The organism is Lentimicrobium saccharophilum, from assembly GCF_001192835.1.
GTDB lineage: Bacteria > Bacteroidota > Bacteroidia > Bacteroidales > Lentimicrobiaceae > Lentimicrobium > Lentimicrobium saccharophilum.
Genome location: NZ_DF968182.1, coordinates 416419 through 440881, shown reverse-complemented (window position 1 = coordinate 440881; position 24463 = coordinate 416419). Strand labels below are relative to the sequence as shown.

The following is a 24463-nucleotide window of genomic DNA, read 5'->3' as shown; positions in this document are numbered from 1 at the left end:
GCACCGGTTACGGATGCAAAAACAAATATCCGCACCATGAAGAAAAGCCTTACCCTGCTGTTGAGTATGCTGCTGCTCTCTTTCCATGCCGTTTCACAGGAGTGGATCCCCATATTCTCCGGCGATCCTGAAGCCGCTGCCATTACTGTAAGCCCGCTTGCATTTAACGGAAGCAATGTACAGATCAGTCTCACTGGCTTCCACAGGACAGGAAACAACACACCGGAAGGTTTCAGTGGGAAGGTATTGATGCAGGAAGGCGTTAATGAAATTGAAGCCGGAAAACCGGATTTACAGCACCTGACCATCAGCCTGAGGCTGCCCGAACGTGGCCATCCGGTTCTGAATATTGTTCACAGTGAATTTACAGAATACAAAAACTATATCATTCATCCTGTAAAAGGTGATCCCGGAATCAAAAACAAAGAGAACAGGCGCAACAGCAGGGCAAATGCAGGCATCTACGGCAAGGACGAATTTTACCCCGGCACCCTGGCTTCGGCCGGCCGCCCCTATATCTGGTGCGATACCCGTGGAGTGGCGGTGCAGATATATCCCCTGCAGTACAATCCTGTAACCAACACATTAAGGGTCTATCATTACATTGAATTTGAACTTTCGTTTACGAATGAGCCCCGCATCAACGAACTGACCAGATACAGTCCGCAATTTAATTCTCTGAGCGGAATGCGCACTGCAATTGCCCGGCACTTCACAAACAGAACAGACAACAGCCGCTACACCCCGGTGGAAGAAGCAGGCAATATGCTGATTATTGCTCCGGCATCCTATTTTGAATCTTTGAAATCCTTTACTACTTGGAAAGCCCAGGCAGGAATTTCGTGCGAAGTGGTGGATGTCGCTGCCTTCAATAATGCAGAAGCCATCAGGCAATTTGTTTCCGGGTATTATTACTCAAAAGGACTGACCTACCTGTTGCTGGCAGGAGATGCGCATCAGGTTCCCACGCTGCAGGCCGAAACGGGAGCCAGCGACAATATGTATGGCTACATCGCCGGAGATGATCATTATCCGGAAATACTTACGGGCCGTTTTCCGGCTGAAAACCAGGCACAGCTCAGCATCATGATCGACCGCAGCATCGCATATGAGAAAGAGGGCAGGGGAAATTCAGCCTACAGCAGTTTTCTGGGCATTGCCAGCGAACTGGGCCCCGGAGATGACGGGGAATCAGATTTTCAGCATATCCGCAATATTGGCAGACAATTGCTGGATTATAACTACAGCCGGATTAATGAAATGTACGACGGCAGCCAGGGAGAAAATGACGCTGAAGGCAATCCTGTGGCATCCGGGGTAACCGAAGCGCTGCAACAAGGCCAGGGTGCCGTGATGTATATCGGGCATGGTACTTCCAGGTCGTGGACAAGTTCAGGATTCTCAACCACAGAGGCATCAAGCCTGGGAAATACAGAGACCCATCCGTTTATCTGGTCGGCAGGTTGCAGCAGCGGAGATTTTGTTTCCACCACCTGCCTTGCCGAATCCTTCCTCAGGGCTGAAAAAAACGGCCGGCCCACCGGTGCGGTGGCCGTGATGATGTCGACCAGCAGACAGAGCTGGTATCCGCCCATGGAGGCGCAGGATGAGATCGCTCTGATTCTGGCACTTAAAAAGAACAGTGTAACCACCCGCACATTTGGCGGCATTTCGATGAGTGGTTGCATGAAAATGAATGATAAATATGGACTGGGGGGGTATCGCGTAACCGATACCTGGACTGTATTTGGGGATCCTTCGGTGGTGGTTCGTACTGCCAGTCCGGAGGAGATTCGTGCACATCATGCGCCGGTAACCGGCCGTGATGCGCGGGAGTTTGTGGTTAAATTGCCGGATTCTGAAGCCCTGGCCTGCATCACGCATGAGGGAAAACTGCTTGGTGCAGCCAGGGCCGAAGAAGGGTTTGCCATTATCAGCCTGCCGCAATTGCCCGAAGCTGCATCACTGACCCTAACTGTTACGGCCTACAACCATAAACCCTATATCGCGGAAATTGAAATAAGCGATCTGCCCGCGGTTGCCATAAATCCTGACCCGGTCAGCCATTCACGAAAGAATTCAGCTTACACAAAGCTTTCATGGGAAACAGCCGGTGGAATGCAGCCTGAATTTTATGAAGTGCTTCTGGCGGAAGGCTCAGACCCTGAATGGAACAACCCGGCCATGATCACATTTGAAAAGAGCCTGGTTCTTCCTTCTCCCCTGCGTTATAATACAACCTATACCTGGAAGGTTATTTCACACAACCTTAACGGATCTTCCGAAAGCAGCACCTTTACTTTCAGCACCATCGCCCCGCCGGACGAGGATTTTGAAAACCAGGGCTTTCCCCGCAGCAACTGGCAGAATGTCAGCGAAAAAGCATGGTTCATCGACGGCAATACATCCTTTGAAGGAAGGTACTCATTAAGATCAGGCCTGATCGCCGACAATGAAAGCAGTACCCTTGCCTATACCTGCAATACCATCACCTGCGATGTCCTGGGATTCAACATCAGGGTTTCTTCTGAGGCCGGGGCTGATAAACTTCAGTTGCGAATCGACGGAGAACTTATCGCAGCATGGAGCGGTAATCACGACTGGTCGGAAGAGCTGTTTCCCATTGAACCGGGAGAACACCTGATTGAATGGATCTATACAAAAAACGAAACCGGATCGGCCGGAACTGATGCAGCATGGATTGACAATATTTATCTTCCTGAAAATGAGCTCCCGGTAATCATCGCTGAAGATGTTACTTCCTGTCCTGAACAGGAAATCGGGTTAAGTGCACAGGTTACGGGCTATGCCAGAATTTTATGGGAAAGCAACGGAACAGGATATTTCTCTGATTCAACAACACCTGATGCAATTTACCACCCCTCCAATGCTGATATTGCATCGGGAGAAGTGCTGCTGTCACTCCGGGTATTTACAAATAACTTTTGCACCCCGGTATCAGAAGCCGTCAGATTAACGCTGAATAAAAGACCTGAAATGCCTGTCGTAAGGGATACTATTCTCTATTCGGGGGAATCGCTTGAGATCGCTATGCCAGCCAACAGCAATGCAGGCTATAAATTATTGCCGATCGGTGCACAGGGCAATACCATTATCATTAACTCAGATGAATTGCAGCCTGGCCCCAATGCACTGACCATTTCTGCTGAAAATGAATCAGGGTGCAGCGATGAGATCAGTTTCACGGTTACCCTGATCGATTCGAAAAGGCCGGAAATCACCGCACAGCTCCACCTGTATCCTAACCCTGCCAGCGAATTCATTTCACTTAACCTGACGGAATTCAACAATGAAAAAGTCAGTATCAAAATATTCAATCTGGCCGGGCAGCTGGTGTTGCAACAGGAGGAAATGGCGTCATTTCAAAATGACCTTGACCTTGGCATGCTAACCAGTGGTGTTTACATGGTGAGGGTAGAAAACGGAGAAACCATTAAAAACGGGAAGTTTATTAAAACAATGTAGGACAGTGAATCTGCATATTTACTGCCGGATACTTAGGGGTAACTTCCAGGGCCTGCCTTTGTCGGCAGGCCTTTACTTTCTTTTGTAAAAGCCCGGGCATTAATTGCACAATATATCTTCATTTTTCCTAATTTCACATCCTTATAATCCCGGAACATCTATGAGGAACCTCCTGCGCTTTAGCCTTGCTGTATCAGCAATATTGTTTTCAGTTCTCACTTTCGGACAGTACAAACCGGCTGACAATGATGCCTATCCTGAGCTGATTCCCATGAGCAGTTACGACTCTCTCATGCTTTCGCAGCTCCCTGAGTTAAGGTTATCCGAATCAACGGTCCGCCGGCTTATACCGGCAGCGGTTGACAATTCGCAACTTCCATGGTTCAGGCCCCTGGTAGCCCAGGTTGGTTTGGAATGCGGCCAGGCGAGCAGTATTGGTGTGGCATTCACCTACGAAATTGATTATCTGCGCCAGGCGCCGGCCAATTTGCCGCAAAACCAATATACTACTCACTTTACCTATAACTTTATCAACGGTGGAACCAATACAGGGATCAGTTTTTATGAGACCTATGAAATCCTGAAGAAGGCAGGAAATCCAACCGTTGCAGATTATGGCGGAATGGCTCCCGGCGGCCCTTCGCGCTGGATGAGCGGATACAACGAGTATTACAATGCCATGCATAACCGTGTAACGGAGGTTTATTCCATAAAAGTCAACACGCCTGATGGTTTACAAACCCTGAAAAACTGGATCTATGACCACGGTAACGGATCCTCGGCCGGCGGCGTCGGCTGTTTCTACGCCCAATACTCCAATCCGCCTGCCACCCTCCCGGCCGGAACTCCGGAGGCCGGCAAACATGTGATCACAGCATGGGGCAGCTCGGCAAACCATGCGATGACAATATGCGGTTATAATGATTCCATCCGCTGGGATTATAATGAAGACGGACAATATACCAACCATATCGACATCACCGGTGACGGGATTGTGGATATCCGTGACTGGGAGATCGGCGGGTTTAAAATGGCCAATACTTACGGATCCATCAGCGGATGGGGCGATCAGGGATTTTCTTATATGATGTACAAATCAGTCGCCGATCTCTTTACCCAGGGTGGCATATGGAACAATACCGTTGTGGTGACGGATGTCAGGGACAACCACCTCCCGCAGCTAACTGCCAAAGTCAATATGTCGCACAGTTGCCGCAACAGCCTGAAAGTCACCGTCGGGGTATCATCCGACCCACAGGCTTCACAGCCCGAACATATCCTGCATTTCCCGATCTTCGACTTCCAGGGGGGATGTAATCCTATGCAGGGCAGCGGGTTCCCCGAAACCATCGAATTCGGCCTCGATCTGAATCCTTTGCTCGCCTATGTGGAACCCGGCGAGGAAGCAAAATACTTTCTGATAATCCAGGAAAATGATCCTTTAAGCGGATCTGGCGGTTCCCTGATCAGTTTTTCGCTGATTGACTACACTTCAGGTGTAAATCAGATTAACTGCCCGGTAAATGAGATCCCGCTGGTTGACAATGGCATTACCATGGTGAGTGTCAATGCTTCCATAAATTATGACCCTGTATTGATTACAACCATGGATCTGCCTCCGCTGCAAATCTATAGCAGTTACTCCACCCAACTTACGGCCGAAGGTGGCACTCCGCCTTACCGCTGGCACATTGCCGAAGATTACACACGCACCGACTCTTCCGCTGTAATGCCGGTAATCACGCAGACAAAACTTACCCCCAACAATAACAGCAGCGGGAAAGCCGAAATTAACCTACCCTTTACATTCCCCTTCTTTGGGAATGAAATCACAAAAGTTTATGTCACTACCGACGGATACCTGATGTTCGAAAACACCCTGCTGCCCTGGCCCTTCTATATCGAAGGAAGAACCTATTTCATGCAGACAGCCATGATCGCGCCCTGCATGTCGCATCCTTTTGTAATTGACCCGGGTCTGGGTGACGGGATATGGTATGAGGTAACAGAAGATTATGTCACATTCCGATGGAAATTATCGGTTTATCAGGTTTCGGGAGGGTTGCTGAATGCCACTGCCCGGCTTTATCCCGACGGCACCATAGAATTCAATTACGGAGAGTGCCTGATTCCTTCATTTACAAACCGTTTTGCCGGTATATCAGCCGGAGACGGTGAAAACTATGTAATTCTTTCCAACAGTCCGGATTTCATTCCCGTTACAGACCAGTTTATCAGATTTAACCCCATGCGCTTACATCAGGGCTTACAGCTCAGCGAAACCGGAATCCTCTCAGGATCCACCAACCGGCTTTATGATGATCAACCGATAAAAATCTGCGCTACGGATAAAAATAATATCCGGACTTTCAAAACCTTCATGCTGAACACGGAAGGTCTGCAGATGGAATACTCGGTCACCGGGGGTGACGATGACATTATAGAATTCGGGGAAACCTGCATGATGACACTTGAAGTTACAAACCTGAACAGCAATGCTACCGGACCGCTTACATTTAACCTCTCCTCCATTGATCCTTACCTGAACATTACTGCAGGAACATCCGTCATTCCCGGGCTACAACCCGGCCAGACCTACATGATTGAAAACGCTTTTACATTCATCACCAGTAACCAGGTACCCGATGCCCACCAGGCATCCATGATCATCAGTGCCTCCTCGGCTGAAGGCAGCTGGTCGCGCACGGTAAGGGTTCAGGCATTCCGACCGGTTATCAGTATCAGCGGGCTTGAAGTTTTTGACGGGAACAACGGGATTCTTGAACCCGGTGAAAACGCCCTGCTCAGGATCAACCTTTCCAACACGGGAGGAGCAAAACTTGTGAATGCCTCAGCCAGCCTTTCTTCCTGGGATCCATACATTATCATCAGCGGGACGGCCCAGACCACAGACACCCTGCTACCACAGGAGGAGTGGCAGACAACTTTTATGGCTGCACTGGATGCTGCCACACCCCTGAACTATGTGGTACAGGTGAACCTTAATGTAACTGGTTACCATCAGTTTGACTTCCTTCAGACCATTCCCCTGCTTACCGGATTTATTGCCGAAGATTTTGAGAGCGGGAATTTTGAAAGCTTCGATTGGGAAACCGGCGGAAGTGCCAACTGGTTTATCGAAGATGGCAATGCCTATGAAGGAAACCACAACGCCCGTTCAGGCCCGATTACCGATAACCAGACCTCCAGCCTGTGGTTAAACTGGAACGTGGCCTTTGCCGATTCCGTTTCCTTTTGGTTTAAGGTTTCATCAGAAGCCAATTATGATTTTCTGAGATTTTTCAGCGATTCGGAAGAACTCGGCAAGTGGGCCGGGAACTGGGACTGGACTTACGCGAGAAAGTACGTACCTGCAGGTGAGCAGGTGTTTTCGTGGCGATATACCAAAGATTACAGTGTCTCCAACGGAGAAGACTGCGCCAGGATTGACTACATAATGCTGCCCGTTTATGCGGTACCCACCGGTGTCCCCGGTCAGGTCATTCCCGTTTCCGCATTCTCGGTTTACCCCAACCCCGCGCAGCACGACCTGAAAATAACCTGGACACTGACAGAAACCAGCCCGGTTACGTTGATGATTACCGATTTGCCGGGAAGGATCTGTTACCATTATGATTACACCGTTCCTTTGAATCCAGGCACATACCAGTTAGAACCTGCATTTGACGGCTCCGGGCCCGGCAGTTACCTGATCGTGCTTAAAACAAACAAAGGAACACTGGTGAAAAAGCTGATCAGAACAGGTCCATAGATGATTTCAGGATTGACAACCGGAGAAACCATTAAATTTGCCTGATATTATTCATCAGATGAGTAAAACCAAAAGATCTGACGGCAACAGCCTTAAAAGTTTCATGTTTTTCTTGTTGATGCTGCTTATTGCAGCACCGGCAATTCAGGCAAGATTCGGGCTGTTTCCCGAAAAACCGCTTTCAGGCGCCTTTATGGATGCCGGAAAACCGTCATTCAATGATTTTTCCCGGGCCGGCTGGCTGAACGGCTCTTTTCAGGAAACGTTTAATGCACGCCTTGAACATCATATCGGCTTCAGAAACGATCTTGTAAGACTTAATAACCAGGCGGATTTCCTGTTTTTCCGTCAGGCCAATGCCGAAGGAGTGATCATAGGCCGAAATAACGAACTTTTCGAAGAAGATTACCTTAGGGAAGTAACCGGCCTCTATTATGTTGGCGACAGTGTGTGGATAAAAAAAGCGCGGCAGCTCAGGGCCGTTCAGGATACCCTTGCCAGGCTGGGTAAAACCCTGGTTGTAATCTTTGAGCCGGGGAAAGGAAGTTTTCATACCGACCTTTGGCCCCGAAAATACAGAAATCTGCCTGAGAAAACATCAAACTACAGCATGCTGCTTACCCAACTTGAAGCATCCGGGGTTAACGTTCTGGATCTTAACAGGTATTTCATCGACATCAAAGAAAAAACAGCCAATCCGTTATTTCCGAAATGCGGTACTCACTGGAGTTATTACGGTGCAGCGCTGGCCGCTGATACAACATTGAAATACCTGCGAAAAATCAGCGGAAAACCGGTCCCTGAACTTATTATCCGGGAAACTGTTGAGCTGGACACCATACGCCACCCTGATTATGATATCGGCCTGGCAATGAACCTCCTGTTCAGGATTCCACAGCCCGGACTGGTCTATCCCGTGCTGGAATTTGCCGGTACCGGCAGCGAAACCAAACCCAATGCCCTGATTATCGGAGACAGTTTTTACTTCAACTGGCTGAATGACCAGATTACACCCAACGTCTTCAGCAATTGCGATTTCTGGTACTACAACAAAAATATTACCCGGTGTGATTATGTGCAGGATGGGGTGGCTGCTGACCGGAATTTCAGGGATGAGATTATGCAGCGCGATTTCATCCTGATTATGATTACCGAAAGATTTCACCATGCCTTTGCCTGGAATTTTGATGAACAGCTTTACGACCTGTTTTATCCCGGTTACCGCGATCCCGTAGAGGTCTTCAGTAACCAGATCAGAACTTACGGGGATGGTTTTAAACGGATGTATGAAGAAAGCCTTGCATTGAATATAAGCCTGGAGAAAAGGATTACAAAAGAGGCAAACTATCTTTTTTATGAAGACCATCTCAGCGCTCCGGAAAAGTATTCAGACAAACGCGACCTGATCCGGCTCCTTGAAATGGGAATACGCGGAACCCCTGACTGGATGGAGGAAATCAAGCGGAAAGCAAGGGAAAACGGCATCAGTGAAGATGAACAGATCAGCAGGGATGCTGCCTGGATGTATGAGGATAAGTACGGGAAAAAATAAATATCCGTACATTCCCCGGAGCGGGAAAGTCTGATCATTAAAGCAATGAAAGCGCACGACAGAAAATCAACGGATCATCCAGGTATCAGCCTGCGTCTGAAGCCAGCCCACAGAACTTAAAACATTGCAGACGGTAACTTGTTAATGAATAAATCCAGCAGATTAACCGCCCATGAAATTTCTCTATTCCATTTTGATTTTTGCAACCATTGCATACCACATTAATGCTCAGACCGCTGAAGCAGAACGCGAACCCGGACAACTCCTGATACAGCTGAAGCAGGGGAGCGATCAGCAACTGCTCTCCGGATTAATGAACACTTTCAGCCCGGCCGGATTAACCATCGAGAAACAGGTTTCACGCAGAATGAATATCTGGCTGCTTGGTTTTAACGAGACAGTTGTTGATGCCAGTAAGCTGCTTGACGATATCCGCCGGCATCCGTCGGTAAACCTTGCGCAATTCAACCATAAACTTACCGAACGTGAACTGATTCCCAACGATCCATCATTTTCGGCCCTGTGGGCATTGAAAAATACCGGTCAGATGAGCGGAACCCCCGGGGCCGATATCAGGGCCAGCTATGCCTGGGATATTACCACCAGTGGGTTGACTGTTGAAGGGGATACCATTGTTATCGCTATGGTTGATGGCGGTGTTGATCTTGGCCACAGTGATCTGCATTTGTGGAAAAACAGGCTTGAAATCCCTTACAATGGCATTGATGATGACGGGAATGGTTATATTGACGATTATAACGGCTGGAATGCCTATGGCAGCAATGGCAACGTGTCGCAAAGCGACCATGGAACACATGTTGCCGGAATATCGGCCGCAAAAGGGAACAACAGTCTCGGGGTAACCGGGGTGGCATTCAATACCTATCTGATGCCCGTTTCAGGTTCCGGATCAAATGAAGCGGTTGCCGTTGCATCCTATGATTACATATTCACCATGCGGAAGATATATGATGAAACAAACGGCGCTGCAGGTGCTTTTGTGGTAGTCACCAATTCCTCCTTTGGCATCGATGGCGGCAATCCGACCAATTATCCGCTCTGGGGGGCGATTTATGACTCCCTGGGTTCTGCCGGCATTCTGAATGTGGCCTCTACCGCCAACCGCGGCTGGGATGTTGACATCAACGGCGATATTCCAACAGCCATGACCAACGAGTCCATTGTAGCAGTGACCAACAGCACCAATACCGATGTCCTGAACTCACAGGCCGCATGGGGGGCCAACAGCATCGACCTGGCAGCCCCGGGCACCAACATATACTCAACCCGGACGGGAGATCAGTATGGTTACAAATCAGGCACATCCATGTCGTCACCCCATGTTTCCGGAGCCATCGCACTGATGTATGCTGCTGCCGGTGAGGCCACCCTGCTGCAATACAAAAATGACCCTGTACTGATTTCCTCAAAATTCAAAAGATACCTGATTGCTTCAGTTGATACCATACCCTCTCTTGTGGGCAGCACTGTGAGCGGAGGGCGGCTTAACCTGCTTAATGCACTGCAGATGGTTCAAAATCCACCTGCTATATCCACCGACCCGGCAATGATCTCACTGTTAACCGCTCCGGAAACCATTACAAATCTTGATATACAGCTCACTGCAACAGGAAGTGAAACAAATTCCTTTACGGTCTCAACCCCGGAAAATACTCCCTGGCTCTCAGTTAATACCACTGAAGGAATACTTCACGGAAGCCAGCCCGAAACCATCACAATAACAATAAATCCTAACGGTATGGCTGATGACAATTATTTTTCATCAATCATTATCAGGGACTATTTTCTGAATGAACTGGTCATTCCCGTTGAAGCAAAGGTCAGGACCGGGGTAAATACCGGCCGCCTGAAGTCTGACAAATCACTTCTCTCGGTTTCGCCAAACCCGGTTGACAATGAAACAAGGCTATCTTTCACCCTGGGATCTGCATCATATACATCCATTGATGTTTTCGACCTGAACGGCAGGAAAAAGGAAACCCTTCTGGGTGCAAACATGAATCCGGGCGTTCATACATTTACCTGGAACCCTTTGCTTTCACCCGGCGTTTATATGCTTAAACTAACAACCAGCGAAAAAGCTGAAGTAATCAAAGTGGTGATAAAATAGTAGTTTATGGCCATTGGCCTGTTGTGGATTCCTCTGCCAATGCGCCGGTGATTTTTCAGGACAGGAAGAAATTTATTCAGAATACTTTACGGATATGGAAGGTACTGTTCAGTCCATTTCATATTTGTCTTTTAAATTACTGAAGGTATGATTCCGCGTATCTGATACTTATCTCCTCCCCTTCACCAATATTCTTGGCTCCAGCATATCCATCATTGCATATTTCACCCCTTCACGGCCCAGCCCTGAATCCTTAATTCCGCCGTAAGGCATGTGATCAACGCGGAAAGTCGGCACGTCGTTGATGATGACTCCGCCGACTTCAAGGTTTGCAAAGGCTTCATCCATTTCGCTGAGATCGTTGGTGAAAACGCCGGCCTGCAGGCCGAAGCGGGTATTGTTGATGCGCGCTGCAGCTTCGGAAAAGCTATCGAAAGGTTCAAGGGTAACCACCGGGCCGAACACTTCCTGGCTGCATACCCGCATATCATCATGCGTGCCGGTTAAAACTGTGGGGGCAAACCAGTTTCCCTGCCTCCGGCCTCCGCAGACAAGGCGGGCGCCCCCGGTCAGCGCTTCGTTTACCCACTGTTCCACCCGTATGGCATTGCCCTCGTCAATCATACTGCTGAACTCGGTCTCCGGCAGGGCAGGATCGCCCGACCTGATCTGATTTACCATTGTGGCAAAACGATAACTGAATTCGTAAACCAGTTCCTTTTGTACAAAAATGCGCTGCGTGTGGATACAAACCTGTCCTGAGTATGAAAACGCACCGCTCAGGCATTTATTCAGGGCCAGCGACAGATCGGCACTTTTACCGACAATCACACCGGCATTGCCGCCCAATTCAAGTACCACTTTTTTCTTTCCTGCTTCTGCTTTCATCTTCCAGCCCACTTCGGGTGAACCGGTAAATGACAGCAATGCAATCCGCGGATCTGTGACCAGCCTGTTTCCTGTGCTGCGGTCCATCGGAAGAATGGAAACGGCGCCTTCAGGAAGGCCGGTTTCATGAATGATCTCCGCCAGCATCAGGGTGCTGAGCGGCGTGGTTGAAGATGGCTTAAGTATGATCGGACAACCCGCGGCAATGGCAGGCGCCAGCTTATGCACGGCCAGGTTTAAGGGGAAATTGAAAGGCGCAATACCAGCGATAATCCCAACCGGAAAATACCTGACAATGCCCTCTTTACATTCTCCCGGTTTTGTCCAGTCCAGACTGAGATATTCGCCCGGCAACCGCTTTGCCTCTTCGGCGGCGACGGTAAAAGTCTGTATGGAACGATCCGTTTCGCCCAGGGCATAACGCAGGGGTTTGCCGGATTCAGCGCAGATCATGCGTGCAAATTTTTCACGTTGCTCAGTCAGCCGGTTGCGGATGTGCATCAGCACTTCATAACGTTTCCATGAAGGCAGTTCACGCATGGGCAGCAGTGCTGACCGGGCAGCCGTAATTGCATCTTCAAGCTCCTTTTCACCGGCAAGGTATGTAGTGTTTACCAGGCTGCCGTTATAAGGATTCATTACCCTGAGCTCTTTGCCGGTCTTAATAAACCGGCCTGCTGAAAATATTTCCATAATCAGGTATTGATTCTTTAAGTTAGATTCAAGGTCACCGGACAAATGACAGGAAAAAATGCTTCCGCTTTACTGAAATTTCCTCAGAATGGTCACCTGTCCGGGCGTAGGATAACGGATCAGTTTTGAAAAGTTTGCTTTCCAGAAGTCAAGATCCAGTAAACGGTTGTTTTTATCACGGGTAAGGGTGATAATTACTTCAACCTGATCCGAATCGGTATATTCCACCTGTATAAGGTCGCCGGCATACTGATCAGGATCGCTGCCGGCCAAGTTAATGCTGCCCATAATCCCGCCTTCATACTCATAAACTTCTCCGGCAACGGGATAGGTTTGTTCATTAACACCGCACTCAGCGAGCAGAAAGAGGATGAAAGCCTTCTCTTCCTCCCTTATTTTCCTGGTTTTATACATATTCCCCGTTTTGTATTGAACTCTTCCCGCCAAAATCAGATAACCCACACCTTAACAAGCCCCGGCAATGTAAGCGGCCGGAAAGCAAATTTAACAAACTTTGGTTTGTTCTTCTTTCTGCCTGCAATATGCCTGCAAAAACATTCAACCCCTGTGAGCAGGAAATCTTTAAACTATCATGCCAGAAAGGAAATTGGTTCATGAAACCCCGGATTTTATCATGTTCATTTCCCCGGGCTAATGAACTGCCTGTTATTTTAACATATATTCTCCTGATTTAATGGATACTACAAACTTATAAATTCACAGATCTAATTTGCGACGGATGAACAATTACTTCATCACAAACAGCTAATTTTGCAACTTTCTGCTCTCAACACAGTTAATACTGCATCCTGAAGAAAAGATTCAATACAACCTGCAATCATTGACTAATATTTATGCCCGAAAGAAAGCCCTGGCTTCCCTGGTTAATACTAATAATACTTGCCCTTGTCTGGGGAAGTTCCTTTATTCTGATCAAGCGTGGACTCGAAAGTTTCAGCCCTGGTGAAGTCGGTGCACTGAGGGTGGTTATCACATGGCTGTTCCTGCTGCCATTTGCAGCAAAAAAGCTCAGAGGCATCCCGCTGGACCAATGGAAGGTTCTAATTGCAGTAGGAATGGTCGGCAGCCTGATTCCTGCTTTTCTGTTCGCTGCAGCCCAGCGGGGGATTGACAGTTCGCTGGCAGGTATCCTCAACTCGCTTACACCGCTTTTCACTTTAATTGTAAGCATTGTTTTCTTTAAAAACAGGCCTAAATGGTTCAACGTGACAGGGGTAATCATCGGACTGGCAGGGGCCATCGGGCTGGTAAGTGTTAGCGGCTCAGGCAATTTCACTGTCAATATGGGTTTTGCCATCCTGATTATCATTGCCGCCATCTGTTATGCAGTCAATGTAAATATAGTGAAGGCTTATCTTCAGGGAGTTGATCCTGTAGCCATCACGGCTTTATCTTTTTTTACCGTCGGCCCCATGGCGGCAATCTATCTGTTCGGATTCACCCCTTTTGCTTCAGGAATTGAAAGTAACCCTGAATCCTGGAAAGGACTCGGTTATATTGCCATACTGGCCATTGCCGGGACCGGTCTGGCCCTGATGCTGTTCAACAGGCTGATTCAGATGAGCAGCGCGGTGTTTGCCTCGTCGGTCACCTATTTTATTCCCGTCATTGCGCTGATTTGGGGCATAGCTGACGGTGAAAAATTCCGTCCGGGGTTCCTATTATGGGTAATGCTTGTGATCTCGGGAGTGCTGCTGGTAAATACCAGCAGCCTGACCAATAACCGGATTGTACGGTTTATTGCAGGAGTTGTAAAATTTTCGGATTAAATCGTTTGGAATTAGAAAATTATTCCTATTTTTGCACCCCCGATAATCAGGGGAACCTTAACCTATTAAACAATTCACAATGTACGCAATCGTAGAAATCGCCGGCCAGCAACACAAAGTGGTAAAAGACCAGGTGATCTTCGTGCATCGTCTTGAGGGTGAAGAAGGCTCGACCGTTGAACTGAACAACGTAATGTTGGTCGACAACGACGGAGCTGTTACCATCGGACAGCCGACGGTTACCGGCGCTGTCGTTACGGCTAAAATCCTTTCGCATTTACGTGGCGACAAGGTAATCGTCTTCAAAAAGAAGAGGAGAAAAGGTTATCAGAAGTCAAACGGTCACAGGCAGTACCTTACCAGGCTGCAGATCGATGCCATCACCGCCTGAGAAGGCTGTATCAAAACCATTGTATAACCGCTAAAAACGAAAAGATATGGCTCATAAAAAAGGTGCCGGTAGTTCGCAGAACGGTAGGGAATCACACAGCAAACGCCTCGGCGTTAAGATTTATGGTGGACAGGCTGCACAGGCCGGTAACATCATTATCCGCCAGCGTGGCACGGTTCACAATCCCGGCCTGAATGTAGGCATGGGCAAGGACCACACCCTGTTTGCCCTCGTAGATGGTGTCGTTGAATTCCGCCGCAGGAAAAACGACAAATCCTACGTTTCCGTTCTCCCCATCAAGGATGCAGAATAATCTGTAAACCAGATTTAACATACCGGAAAAAACAACTCCTGTCCGAAAGGCAGGAGTTTTTGTTTTGTCACCGGAAGACTTATCTGTGATTATATCATTCAAATGTCCGGCATAGTCTGTGACTACGTCGATAGAATCATCATTGTAATATCTACTCCTCCCTCAATCCTTTCACCTTAGGCACACCGGCCACAAAATCTTTCAGGTAGTAGGGTTCAAAATAGGCGGTATCTTCAAACAAACCCTTCCTGAACTTCTCATATGCCAGCGGAGCCACGTACCGCGCCGAAACACTGAATTGCTCAAGGTAATGCACATTCGGGTGCAGAAGCACCTGCCGGCACTTTCCGGCGCCATCACCGGCAAGACAGATGACATGCTGTTCGCGGAAAGCGGCAAAACTTCCGGCTTCAATGATTTCGGCCTGTATCTCCCTGACTTTTTTCCCTTGTGCATCGAAAAGGGCCGTGTACACTTCCATCCGCCTGGCGTCGATCATTGGTGCAAACAACAAAGGCAATGCAGTGTTTTCATCAGCCATTCGGGCCATGCCATAGGCCATGGCTTCCAGTGTATCCACGGCAATCAGCGGTTTATCCAGGGCATAGCACAAGCCTTTGGCGGTTGAAACCCCGATGCGGAGTCCGGTGTATGATCCGGGACCTCTGCTTACCGCAACGGCATCCAGGTCACCGGGCCGTAATCCGCATTCTCTCAGCAACTCATCGATGAAAACCGTAACCACCTGCGAATGCGAGTTCTTTTCAGCGGTTTCCCTGATGCCCAGCACATCCGGGCCGTCAGACAATGCCAGGCTGCAGACGGGGGTCGCCGTTTCAATGCTTAATATAAGTGCCATAAAGGTCCAAAACGATTATTTCTTCTTTTCAAACAACGCGGCTTTATCAACTACCTTCACCTTATCACCATCCTTCAGGGTTTTTGATACAGCGCGGTAAGGCCCGGTAATGACTTCATCCGCTTCGGTAAGCCCTTCAGTTATCCATATGTAAACGTTATCCTGAATGCCTGTTTTTACTTTTTGCAATTTAGCCACACCTTCCTTTATAACAAAAACGTACTCCTGCACAGGTTCTTCAGGCTTGTTTTCCGTAACCTCCTCCACATTCCTGTCCGGCCGCTCCCTGTTTTCATTTTTCAGGGTATCCTGACGGGCGGTGACGGCCTGAATCGGCACGGTAAGCACGTTGTAAGCCGACTCGGTCTGGATATCAACCGTTGCCGACATCCCCGGCCTGAAAGGAGAAGCTGTGGGCTGGCCTTTGACTTTCAGGTCACTGTAAGATTCAGGGAGCATGCGTATTTTCACATCAAAGTTGGTAACCTGGTCTGCGCTCAGGCCGGTGACATTGGCCGAGGTGGCAATCTGCGTGATGATGCCTTTGAACTTACGGTTCAGGTAGGAATCCACCTCGACGAGGGCCGTATCATTAATGGCAACACGGACAATATCATTCTCATTCACGCTGACTATCACTTCCATTACCGACAGGTTGGCGATCCGGAGAATTTCCGTTCCGGCAGAGAACTGCGAAGCCCCTGCAACGCGCTCTCCTTTCTCAACATTCAGTTTGGAAACGGTACCCGATACCGGTGCATAAATGGATGTCTTATAGAGGTTCTCGCCCGCTTCCTTTACCGAAGCCTCGGCGCTCTTCACCGAATACTCGGCAGCTTTCACACTTTCTTCAGCAGCAGTAACTTCGGCTTTGGCAACTTCGAACGCTGATTTGGCCGCATCGTATTCCGAAGCGGAGATCGCCTTCTCTTTAAACAAGCGTTCGCTGCGCTCGTAACTGGCTTTGGCATTAATAAACTGGGCCTGTACCTGTGCAACCCGGGCCCGGGTATTCGCCAGGTTGGCTTTCTGGGTGTTCAGCCCGGCCAGCATGCGGTCGTAATTCGAAGCGTAAATTTTTGGATCGATGCGTGCCAGCAGTGTACCGGCCTCAACCTGGTCTCCTTCCTTTACAAATAACTCAACCACCTCGCCGCTGACATCCGGTGAGATTTTCACCTCCACCTCTGGCTGAATTTTACCATTGGCCGAAACGGTTTCGGTAATTGAGCGCAAAGCGGCCTTCTCAGCCGTAACCTGAATAAGGTCCTTTTCGCCCAACCAACCCTGTTTCCGGGCTAAAGCCAGAAACACAACAATAATTGCAGTTAATACAACTCCAATCCTGATCATTCTTTTCTTATTCATCGTCCGGCTGATTTTGATTGCATAAAATTAAGCACTTTACCTTTCATATTCGAAATTATACAAACATTTGACACATATTAACCGGCACAGATCTTTTTGCCCTTAATAAATCCGGCCTTTCAGATCCCGCTCCTCGCGATAGCCTGATATCTCCTTCGCCCTGACAGCTGCCGGCAAATACCTATTCAAATGCAGGCTTCCTTCTTTGAAAATATCATGTTAAGCATATCATTCCACCCTACTTCAACACCATTCCTACCCTTAAAATAAAAACCGCCCGGAGAACTCCGGACGGAAAATACCAGTAAGCAGGAATAATGTTTACTTTTTCAGCGTCAGAGGTTTGCCCATATAAAAATCAAGCACCGTTGTTTTAAAGATAAAGTCAAACTTGCTTTGCAGCACCTCCGATTCGGCATTGGTCATATCTTTCTTGGCATTATTGTAATCCACGGAGTTCATCACCCCGACGTTGAACTTCTGCTCGGCATAACGGAAGGACTCCTGCGTGGCATGCAGCTTCTTCTCGGATGCATGATAGTTTTTCAGCGAAGCCCTGGCATCAGCCCAGGCCTGTTGAATGGTCTTCCGCAGGGCCATACGCTGAAGCTCCAGGTCGAGGCGTGAGTTTTCGAGCGCAATTTTCGACTTGCTCACCATAGTGCGGGTTTGCCAGCCGTTAAAAATGGGCAGTGTCAGATACAGGCCGATTGTCTGGTTGTTGTTGTCCCTGATCTGATCGCCCCACGAGGTGGTTTTATAGGTAAAATCTGAATTAAATGCATAAACATCCAGGTTTTCACCTTCGGTATTCCGGGCAAAACCAATCAGTGCAGGATCTGCAGGAATCACCTGATCCACTTCCTGCCTTGCACCTGAATATCCGGTTCCCCAGCTTCCGCTGAGTGCCAGTGAAGGATAGAAAGTCCCGCGGGCACGCAACAGTTGTTTTTCAGAACTTTGCAAACGGTATTCTGCCGCCCTGATTTCAGGCATTCCGGTAACTGCATGGTTAAAAATCTGATCAGGGCTACCGGCGAGTCCCGGATCCCCTTCAATGGAAAGAACAGGGATTTCAATATCAAAGCCATCGGTCGAGGGCAGGTCGAGTAACTGGGCCAGCGTAAGCAGGGAAACTTCCAGGCTGTTCTCGGCACTCACCAGGCTTGACTCTTCCCCGGCAAGCTGTGCCTCTACAACAAACAAATCCCCTGCAGCCATGGTACCCGCATCTACCAGTTTCTGCATGCGTACCACCTGCTGACGGGTTATATCCAGCTGGTTTGAACGGATCTGCACAAGTTCCTTGTAAAACAATACCTGCAGGTAGAATGTGGCTATATTGATGGAGATGTCGTTCATAAACTTCTCTGCATCTTTCTCACTGGCCAGCAGGTTAAGCTGATTCTGCCTGATCAGGTTCATTTTCTGGAAACCGTTGAACAGGGTCACTCCGCTCTGAAGATAAAAGTTGTTTGACTGCACCCTGCTGGTTGCAAACTGATTGGTATAACGGTCAATGGTCTGACCATAATTGTATGCATGCGAGGCATTTCCGGTAATCCCTGGCAGCAGGTCGAGTTTCGACTGCAAAACATCGGCTTTGGCACTTTCAACCAGTAACATCGACTGCTTCACCTGCAGGTTGTTGGTCAGGGCATGATCAATGCATTGCTCCAGGGTCCATACCTGCTGTGCGGTCACCCCACCGGAAATCATTCCGGTAATCAGGAGAAATAAAATGGTTTTTCTTATCATTTTAAAACAATTAGCTATCCGTAATATGCGGAGTTTAATAAAAAAGCCTGGCAATAATTTCACCACACAATAATTAAAGATCGTGCCATGAAAATATCACCCTGATTTATAGTAACTTGAAAATTCATTCTTTTCAATTGCTGTTCGGTTTCGCTCAGTATCAGGTTCAATAATGAACACATAAACCGGGCAATTATGGTGAACAAACATCATAATGTAAACTTTGGTCAAATTTATGCGATAGGTTGTTTACATTGAGTTAAATTTACAAAAATTTGCAAACCGGCGGTTTTCATTTTCATCCGGCCGACACAAACTTTATAAATATGATGAGGAAATTCCTGCAATTCTTTCTTCTGGCTGCTTTGACGCTTAACCTGTGCACCGGGTTACATGCAAAGGCGCAAAACATGAATTCATCCGCAATAGATGACACGGTTGATGTAGTAAGTTATGCGATTAATTTATCAATTGTCAACCTTTCATCACAGCAAATTCAGGGAATGACCGAAGTCAGATTTACCACCCCGCTGAGCAGCATCAGCCATCTGCCGCTGGCTTTAAAGCAGTTGCAGGTTGACTCGGTAAAGACGGAAAATGATGAGCATCTGAACTTTTCCCATATTGGAGACAACTTACGCATACAGCTTTATCAGCCCTTATCAGCCGGCGACACCAACCTGGTAAGGATTTATTATCAGGGTGTTCCTTTCCACGAATTATGGGGGGGCTTTCATTTTTCCGGTTCATACGCGTTTAACCTGGGCGTTGGTTTTGAATCCATTCCGCATAACCTTGGGAAAGCCTGGTTCCCCTGTAATGACAACTTTACCGACCGGGCATTTTACGAATACCGGATCAGGGTGGAAAACGACAAGCTTGCCGTTTGCGGGGGCCTCCTCCGGTCGGTGTCTACCATGTGCGACGGCACCAAAGAGTTTTTCTGGAAGTCGGACCGCAGCCTGCCCACCTACCTGGCTTCTGTGGCGGTGGGGCCTTATGTGATGCTTACGGATACATTCCCGGGAACGGAACAGGATATTCCCATTACCTGGTTTGTGCGGCCTCAGGATACAGCACGGGTCAACGGAAGCTTTCAGAACTTAAAAGAGATTGCTCAGAATTATGAAACCTGTTTCGGGCCATATCCTTTTCAACGGATCGGTTTCACCGGAACAGCCCTGGGGGCCATGGAGCATGCCGAAAACATTGCCTATCCGAATGGCAGTATCAACGGCGGCCTGTCCGATGAATGGCTCTATGCCCATGAGTTGTCGCACATGTGGTTTGGCAATAAAGTTACCTGTGCTTCTGATGCCGATATGTGGCTGAACGAAGGCTGGGCCCGCTGGTGCGAAACACTTTACCGGGAACACCTTTACGGTGAAGCCACAGCACGCAACAACATGCGCAGCCTCGCTCGCGAAGTGCTCCGCTATGCCCACATCAGCGAAGGGGGTTACCTGCCCCTCTCCCCCATGCCTTCCAACCTGACTTACGGAACCCATGTTTATGACAAGGGCGGTATGGTGACCCATGCCCTCAGGGGCTACCTGGGCGACAGCCTTTTCTTTAACGGGATCAGGGCTTATCTGGATGAATTTGCCTATCAGCCGGCCAGCTCATATGACCTGCGCGATTTCCTCAGCCAGTATACCGGCACTGATCTGACCGGGTTTTTCGATTTTCATGTTTTCGGCCCGGGATACAACCACGTTTCCGTGGATTCATTTCATGTAACACCGGCAGGCAGCCATGTTGATGTGGAGGTTTTTGTGCGGCAGAAACTTAAGGGCGCTGAACTGCCGGCCGAAAACTGTCGCAGCGAACTTGCATTTATGAGCAGTGACCGCATCGTGGAAACGCGCACCATCACCTTTTCGGGATGGCAGGGATCTTCAGTGTTTCAGCTTCCGTTTGAACCTGCTCTTGTAATGGCCGACCTTTACGAACGAAACGGCGATGCCACCACCGATAACTACCAAACCATCCGGGCCACGGGCCTTTTCGATTTTCCTGACACCTATTTCAAAATGGATGTCATCAATCCGGGCGATTCTGCCTTTGTCAGGGTTACCCACCACTGGGTAGCCCCCGACGGCATGCTGGAGCCCCGGCCCGGGCTGACCCTGAGCGATTACCGCTACTGGAGTGTAGAAGGCATATTCCCTGAAGGATTTCAGGCAACAGGACGCTTCACCTACAACCGGGGCAACGCATTGGACAATAATCTTATTACTTCATCGGCCGATTCCCTGGTAATTCTTTTCCGGCCGGGCGCAGGCCAGGAATGGCAATCCGTTCCGTTTACCCGGCAGGGGCCCTGGCAACTGGGCATAATCTATGTGCCCAACCTCCTCCCCGGGGAATACACCCTGGCCGTTTGGGATGAACTGTTTGTAAATGCCGGATCACAAGAGCCGGGTAATACTTCCTTTTTGAAAATTGCACCCAACCCGGCAACATATATGACTGAAATTATTCTGGCAAAACCGGAAGCGGGAAGGCTCACCATACACGATTCCACCGGAAGGGTAATATATTTCAGGGAAGTTTCCACCGGAGATAAATCAATACGGATGAACACTTCAGGATTCAGCAATGGCAGTTATCTGGTAAATTTTGTTTCTGCACAGGGAAAGAAATACGTCGCAAGACTGATAATAGCCAGGTAACTACACCTGTCTGCAGGATTCAGCGAATAAATCATTCAGAACAAACAGGCTGACTATGGATGCTGTTCTTTATGCAAACTCACTTAAGGCACTTTTTCAGGAGAAGGCCAATCCGTTGCATGCCCCGGCAATGGAAAAATATATGCTCAATCAGTTTCGTTTTTTCGGGATTCCTTCGCCTGAGCGAAAACTGCTGACCAGGGATTTCAAACAACAATACGGCCTGCCGGCTCCCTTACAACTCAATGAAACAGTCAGGATGATCTGGGAAATGGAAGAAAGGGAGCTGCAATATGCCATCATGGAAATCATTTCCTCTAAGCAATGTCTGAGAAATCCGGAGCGTATCCTTCTGTTCGAAGAAATGATCGTCAACCGCTCATGGTGGGATACGGTGGATTACATTGCAAGCAACCTGGTTGGCCCCTGGATGTCGCTTTATCCAGAGAGGACTGCGGAGCTCACGGAATCATGGCTGAATTCAGGAAACCTCTGGCTACAGCGCACCGTGTTGCTTTTCCAGCTGAAGTACCGCGACAAAACCGATGAACAGCTTCTTTTCAGGGCCATCCGGCAGTTGGCCGGGTCCCGGGAATTCTTTATCCGTAAGGCCATCGGCTGGGCCTTGCGCGAATACTCGAAAACCAGGCCCGAACGCGTGATCGCTTTTGTGGAAGCCAACACCCTTTCGCCGCTCAGCAGGCGCGAAGCCTTGAAAGTCATCCTGAAAAACAAAACCCATGAATGAAATAGCAGCCACTACCTGGTGGCTTCAGATGAATTCGTCACCGGCGGATCTACCGGAAAAAGCCCTTCCGAAAAGGTGCATAGTAATGCAGGCTGTTAAACCGGTGCGTTCATTTTATCTCTATTTATATACTTCAGTGGGTCGTCCGTACCAATGGTACAACCGCCTCATGTGCCCGGCAGATGAGCTTCAGCAAATGCTCGATAATCCGGCAAACAACATCTGGGTATTGTATTATGGGGGAGTTCCGGCAGGCTTTGCAGAATTTGACCTCTCGTCAGAAAAGGAAACAGAACTGGTTTACTTCGGACTTACCTGTGAGTTTACGGGTAAAGGACTAGGCATGCCTTTTCTTCAATGGTGTATAGGCAAGGCATGGGAAAGACCAATAAATCGCCTGTGGCTGCACACCTGCAACCTCGATCACCCGTCAGCCCTCGGACTTTATCAAAAGGCCGGCTTCGAAATTTACGACCAGGATACCATTATGCAGCAGAAACCGGATCCGGAAGATGATCCTTACCTTTTGCTGCCCTGGTAATTGTTTGTCCAACCCTTGAGAGGAATCACTATTTTTGCCCCGGTAATCCCCTTCCAATATGGAATCAAAAATCGCGAGGCTGATTTCCTATATCCTGCACCCCCTGCTGATGCCAACGTATGCACTGCTGCTGCTCTTTAACCAGAATACTTACTATGTGCTGATTCTTCCTGAAAAACTGAAATGGGCACTTACCGGACTGATTCTGGGCAACACATTTATTTTGCCAACAGTGATCATCTGGCTGATGCTTCAGAAAGGAATCATCAGCAGCCTGCAATTGCCAGAAAGAAAAGAAAGGACTTTCCCGTTTGTGATTGCTGCAATTTCTTTTTTCGCCACTTATTTCATGCTGAGCAACATGGGGCTGCCGGCTGTTTTCCTGCTTTTTCTGCTGGGGGGGTCCATACTTGTTGTTGTTGCCGCCATCATTAATCTTTTCTGGAAGATCAGTATTCATATGATGGGCATCGGAGGCCTGGCGGGTGGATTCGCCGGGCTGATGTTTACCCATCACCTGAACACCCCGCTGCTGATTATTCTCCTGATCATATTGGGTGGAATTACCGGGTTTGCCCGCCTGAAACTGAACACCCACAACGAAGCCCAGGTCTATTCAGGCTATGTTGCGGGTGCATTGATCATGTCAGGAATCTTTATCCTGCTCTGAATCAGAAAGGTCGCAGGGAAATTCCGACAGATACCGGATAAATCTCCGGTCCAGCATTTTCTTCAAATATTTTCGAAAGGGAATAGAAAGCAGTAAGATTTATCCACTTGTAACCAATCTGAAAACTCGGGCCAAACCTCCATGTCTGCAGGTTTGGAAGCTGACTTACCTTTATCTTCGTTTTACTGCCATCGGCCGGATCGTTGCCTTTGTATTTTGTATGGGCATTGATGAGCAGACCAACCTTTATCCCTAAGGCAACTTTAAATCCGCCTTCCGTCTTAAACCTGATCTCGGCAGGTACATCCAGATAGGTAAGGCTCAGCTTGCTTTTTTTATAATCAAGGTCATCAGGTATTGCCTGAAAGAACGAAACACCGGATGTATCCTGAAGGGTGGCATCACTGAAAAGGTTGTGCATGCCCAGCCCAAGACCAATGGCAAAAGCAAAATCTGACTCTTTCACGGGAAAGGTATGCATGCCGTAGATATTGACACCCGGATTGATTGCGCGGAACTTGATTCCTTCGGGGGCATCCATGATAACATCATTAAAAACGTCAATGCCGGTTGCAAACTTATCAGAAAAAAGACTTTCCGAAGGTTTCTGGGCCAGGAGGACTGCATTTAATGCAAAGAATGAAATTAAAAACAGAAGTAACTTTTTCATCTGAAACAATTTTATGTTTAAAAGGCTTAAAAATACCGGGCTTGCCAATGAAGGGTATAAAAAAAACATGCCTGCGCAACAAAGATAAAGAAAACCCGTCGTTTTTGTGATCAGCACTGCCGATAATAATAAACCACGTGGTCATACAGATTGATTTC

The 24463-nt window shown here is 48.4% G+C and carries 16 protein-coding genes and 1 pseudogene; 11 read left to right on the top strand and 6 right to left on the bottom strand.

Features of this window, described 5'->3' with window-relative positions:
* Window positions 1-36 precede the first annotated feature (36 nt).
* The 4 genes and pseudogenes from TBC1_RS01590 to TBC1_RS01575 all read left to right on the top strand — a co-directional run bounded on the left by TBC1_RS01590 (window position 37) and on the right by TBC1_RS01575 (window position 10941).
* Window positions 37-3486, top strand: a complete 3450-nt coding sequence (locus TBC1_RS01590) for a C25 family cysteine peptidase (protein ID WP_062037529.1) — start codon at window positions 37-39, stop codon at window positions 3484-3486.
* A gap of 160 nt (window positions 3487-3646) precedes the next feature.
* Window positions 3647-7252 (top strand): annotated as a pseudogene (locus tag TBC1_RS01585) (T9SS type A sorting domain-containing protein); the annotation flags it as partial.
* A gap of 64 nt (window positions 7253-7316) precedes the next feature.
* Complete coding sequence (locus TBC1_RS01580) at window positions 7317-8810, top strand: alginate O-acetyltransferase AlgX-related protein (RefSeq protein WP_062037524.1); 1494 nt, start codon at window positions 7317-7319, stop codon at window positions 8808-8810.
* A 172-nt stretch (window positions 8811-8982) separates the two neighbouring features.
* Window positions 8983-10941, top strand: coding sequence for a S8 family peptidase (locus tag TBC1_RS01575; protein WP_062037521.1), 1959 nt, complete (start codon window positions 8983-8985; stop codon window positions 10939-10941).
* A 168-nt stretch (window positions 10942-11109) separates the two neighbouring features.
* Here the strand turns inward: TBC1_RS01575 and TBC1_RS01570 are convergent, their stop codons facing one another.
* Window positions 11110-12522 (bottom strand): aldehyde dehydrogenase family protein, encoded by a 1413-nt coding sequence (locus TBC1_RS01570; RefSeq protein ID WP_062042640.1) that lies wholly within the window; start codon window positions 12520-12522, stop codon window positions 11110-11112.
* A gap of 69 nt (window positions 12523-12591) precedes the next feature.
* Complete coding sequence (locus TBC1_RS01565) at window positions 12592-12936, bottom strand: DUF6984 family protein (RefSeq protein WP_062037518.1); 345 nt, start codon at window positions 12934-12936, stop codon at window positions 12592-12594.
* Between the two features lie 440 nt (window positions 12937-13376).
* Between TBC1_RS01565 and TBC1_RS01560 the strand changes: the two genes are divergently transcribed.
* The 3 genes from TBC1_RS01560 (at window position 13377) to rpmA (ending at window position 15016) form a co-directional block, all read left to right on the top strand.
* Window positions 13377-14312, top strand: coding sequence for a DMT family transporter (locus TBC1_RS01560; RefSeq protein WP_062037515.1), 936 nt, complete (start codon window positions 13377-13379; stop codon window positions 14310-14312).
* Window positions 14313-14391: 79 nt separating this feature from the next.
* Window positions 14392-14703: a 50S ribosomal protein L21 gene (rplU, locus tag TBC1_RS01555; protein WP_062037512.1), complete on the top strand. Its 312-nt coding sequence runs from the start codon at window positions 14392-14394 to the stop codon at window positions 14701-14703.
* Window positions 14704-14749: 46 nt separating this feature from the next.
* Window positions 14750-15016, top strand: a complete 267-nt coding sequence (gene rpmA / locus TBC1_RS17375; protein ID WP_082189441.1) for a 50S ribosomal protein L27 — start codon at window positions 14750-14752, stop codon at window positions 15014-15016.
* Window positions 15017-15167: 151 nt separating this feature from the next.
* Here rpmA and tsaB read toward each other — a convergent pair whose 3' ends face one another.
* From tsaB to TBC1_RS01535, 3 genes are all read right to left on the bottom strand, one after another.
* Window positions 15168-15875, bottom strand: a complete 708-nt coding sequence (gene tsaB / locus TBC1_RS01545; protein ID WP_062037506.1) for a tRNA (adenosine(37)-N6)-threonylcarbamoyltransferase complex dimerization subunit type 1 TsaB — start codon at window positions 15873-15875, stop codon at window positions 15168-15170.
* A gap of 15 nt (window positions 15876-15890) precedes the next feature.
* Window positions 15891-17243: an efflux RND transporter periplasmic adaptor subunit gene (locus TBC1_RS01540; RefSeq protein WP_062037503.1), complete on the bottom strand. Its 1353-nt coding sequence runs from the start codon at window positions 17241-17243 to the stop codon at window positions 15891-15893.
* 321 nt (window positions 17244-17564) lie between these two features.
* Window positions 17565-19001: a TolC family protein gene (locus TBC1_RS01535; RefSeq protein ID WP_062037500.1), complete on the bottom strand. Its 1437-nt coding sequence runs from the start codon at window positions 18999-19001 to the stop codon at window positions 17565-17567.
* Window positions 19002-19327: 326 nt separating this feature from the next.
* Here TBC1_RS01535 and TBC1_RS01530 point away from each other — a divergent pair, with 326 nt between their 5' ends.
* Genes TBC1_RS01530 through TBC1_RS01515 form a run of 4 tightly spaced genes read left to right on the top strand, consistent with a single transcriptional unit; the run spans window position 19328 to window position 23635 of the window.
* Entirely contained in the window at window positions 19328-21676 is a 2349-nt protein-coding gene (locus TBC1_RS01530; protein WP_137305359.1) for a M1 family aminopeptidase, read from the top strand.
* A 55-nt stretch (window positions 21677-21731) separates the two neighbouring features.
* The gene (locus TBC1_RS01525) at window positions 21732-22424 is read left to right on the top strand and encodes a DNA alkylation repair protein (protein ID WP_062037494.1); all 693 of its coding nucleotides are present in this window, start codon (window positions 21732-21734) and stop codon (window positions 22422-22424) included.
* Window positions 22417-22965 carry a GNAT family N-acetyltransferase gene (locus tag TBC1_RS01520; protein WP_062037492.1) on the top strand — a complete coding sequence of 183 codons (549 nt, stop codon included), beginning with the start codon at window positions 22417-22419 and terminating at the stop codon, window positions 22963-22965. The genes TBC1_RS01525 and TBC1_RS01520 overlap by 8 nt, the downstream gene beginning before the upstream one ends.
* Before the next feature lie 58 nt (window positions 22966-23023).
* Entirely contained in the window at window positions 23024-23635 is a 612-nt protein-coding gene (locus TBC1_RS01515; RefSeq protein WP_062037489.1) for a hypothetical protein, read from the top strand.
* Window position 23636: 1 nt separating this feature from the next.
* Here the strand turns inward: TBC1_RS01515 and TBC1_RS01510 are convergent, their stop codons facing one another.
* Window positions 23637-24305, bottom strand: a complete 669-nt coding sequence (locus TBC1_RS01510) for an outer membrane beta-barrel protein (protein ID WP_172668798.1) — start codon at window positions 24303-24305, stop codon at window positions 23637-23639.
* Between the last annotated feature and the right edge of the window lie 158 nt (window positions 24306-24463).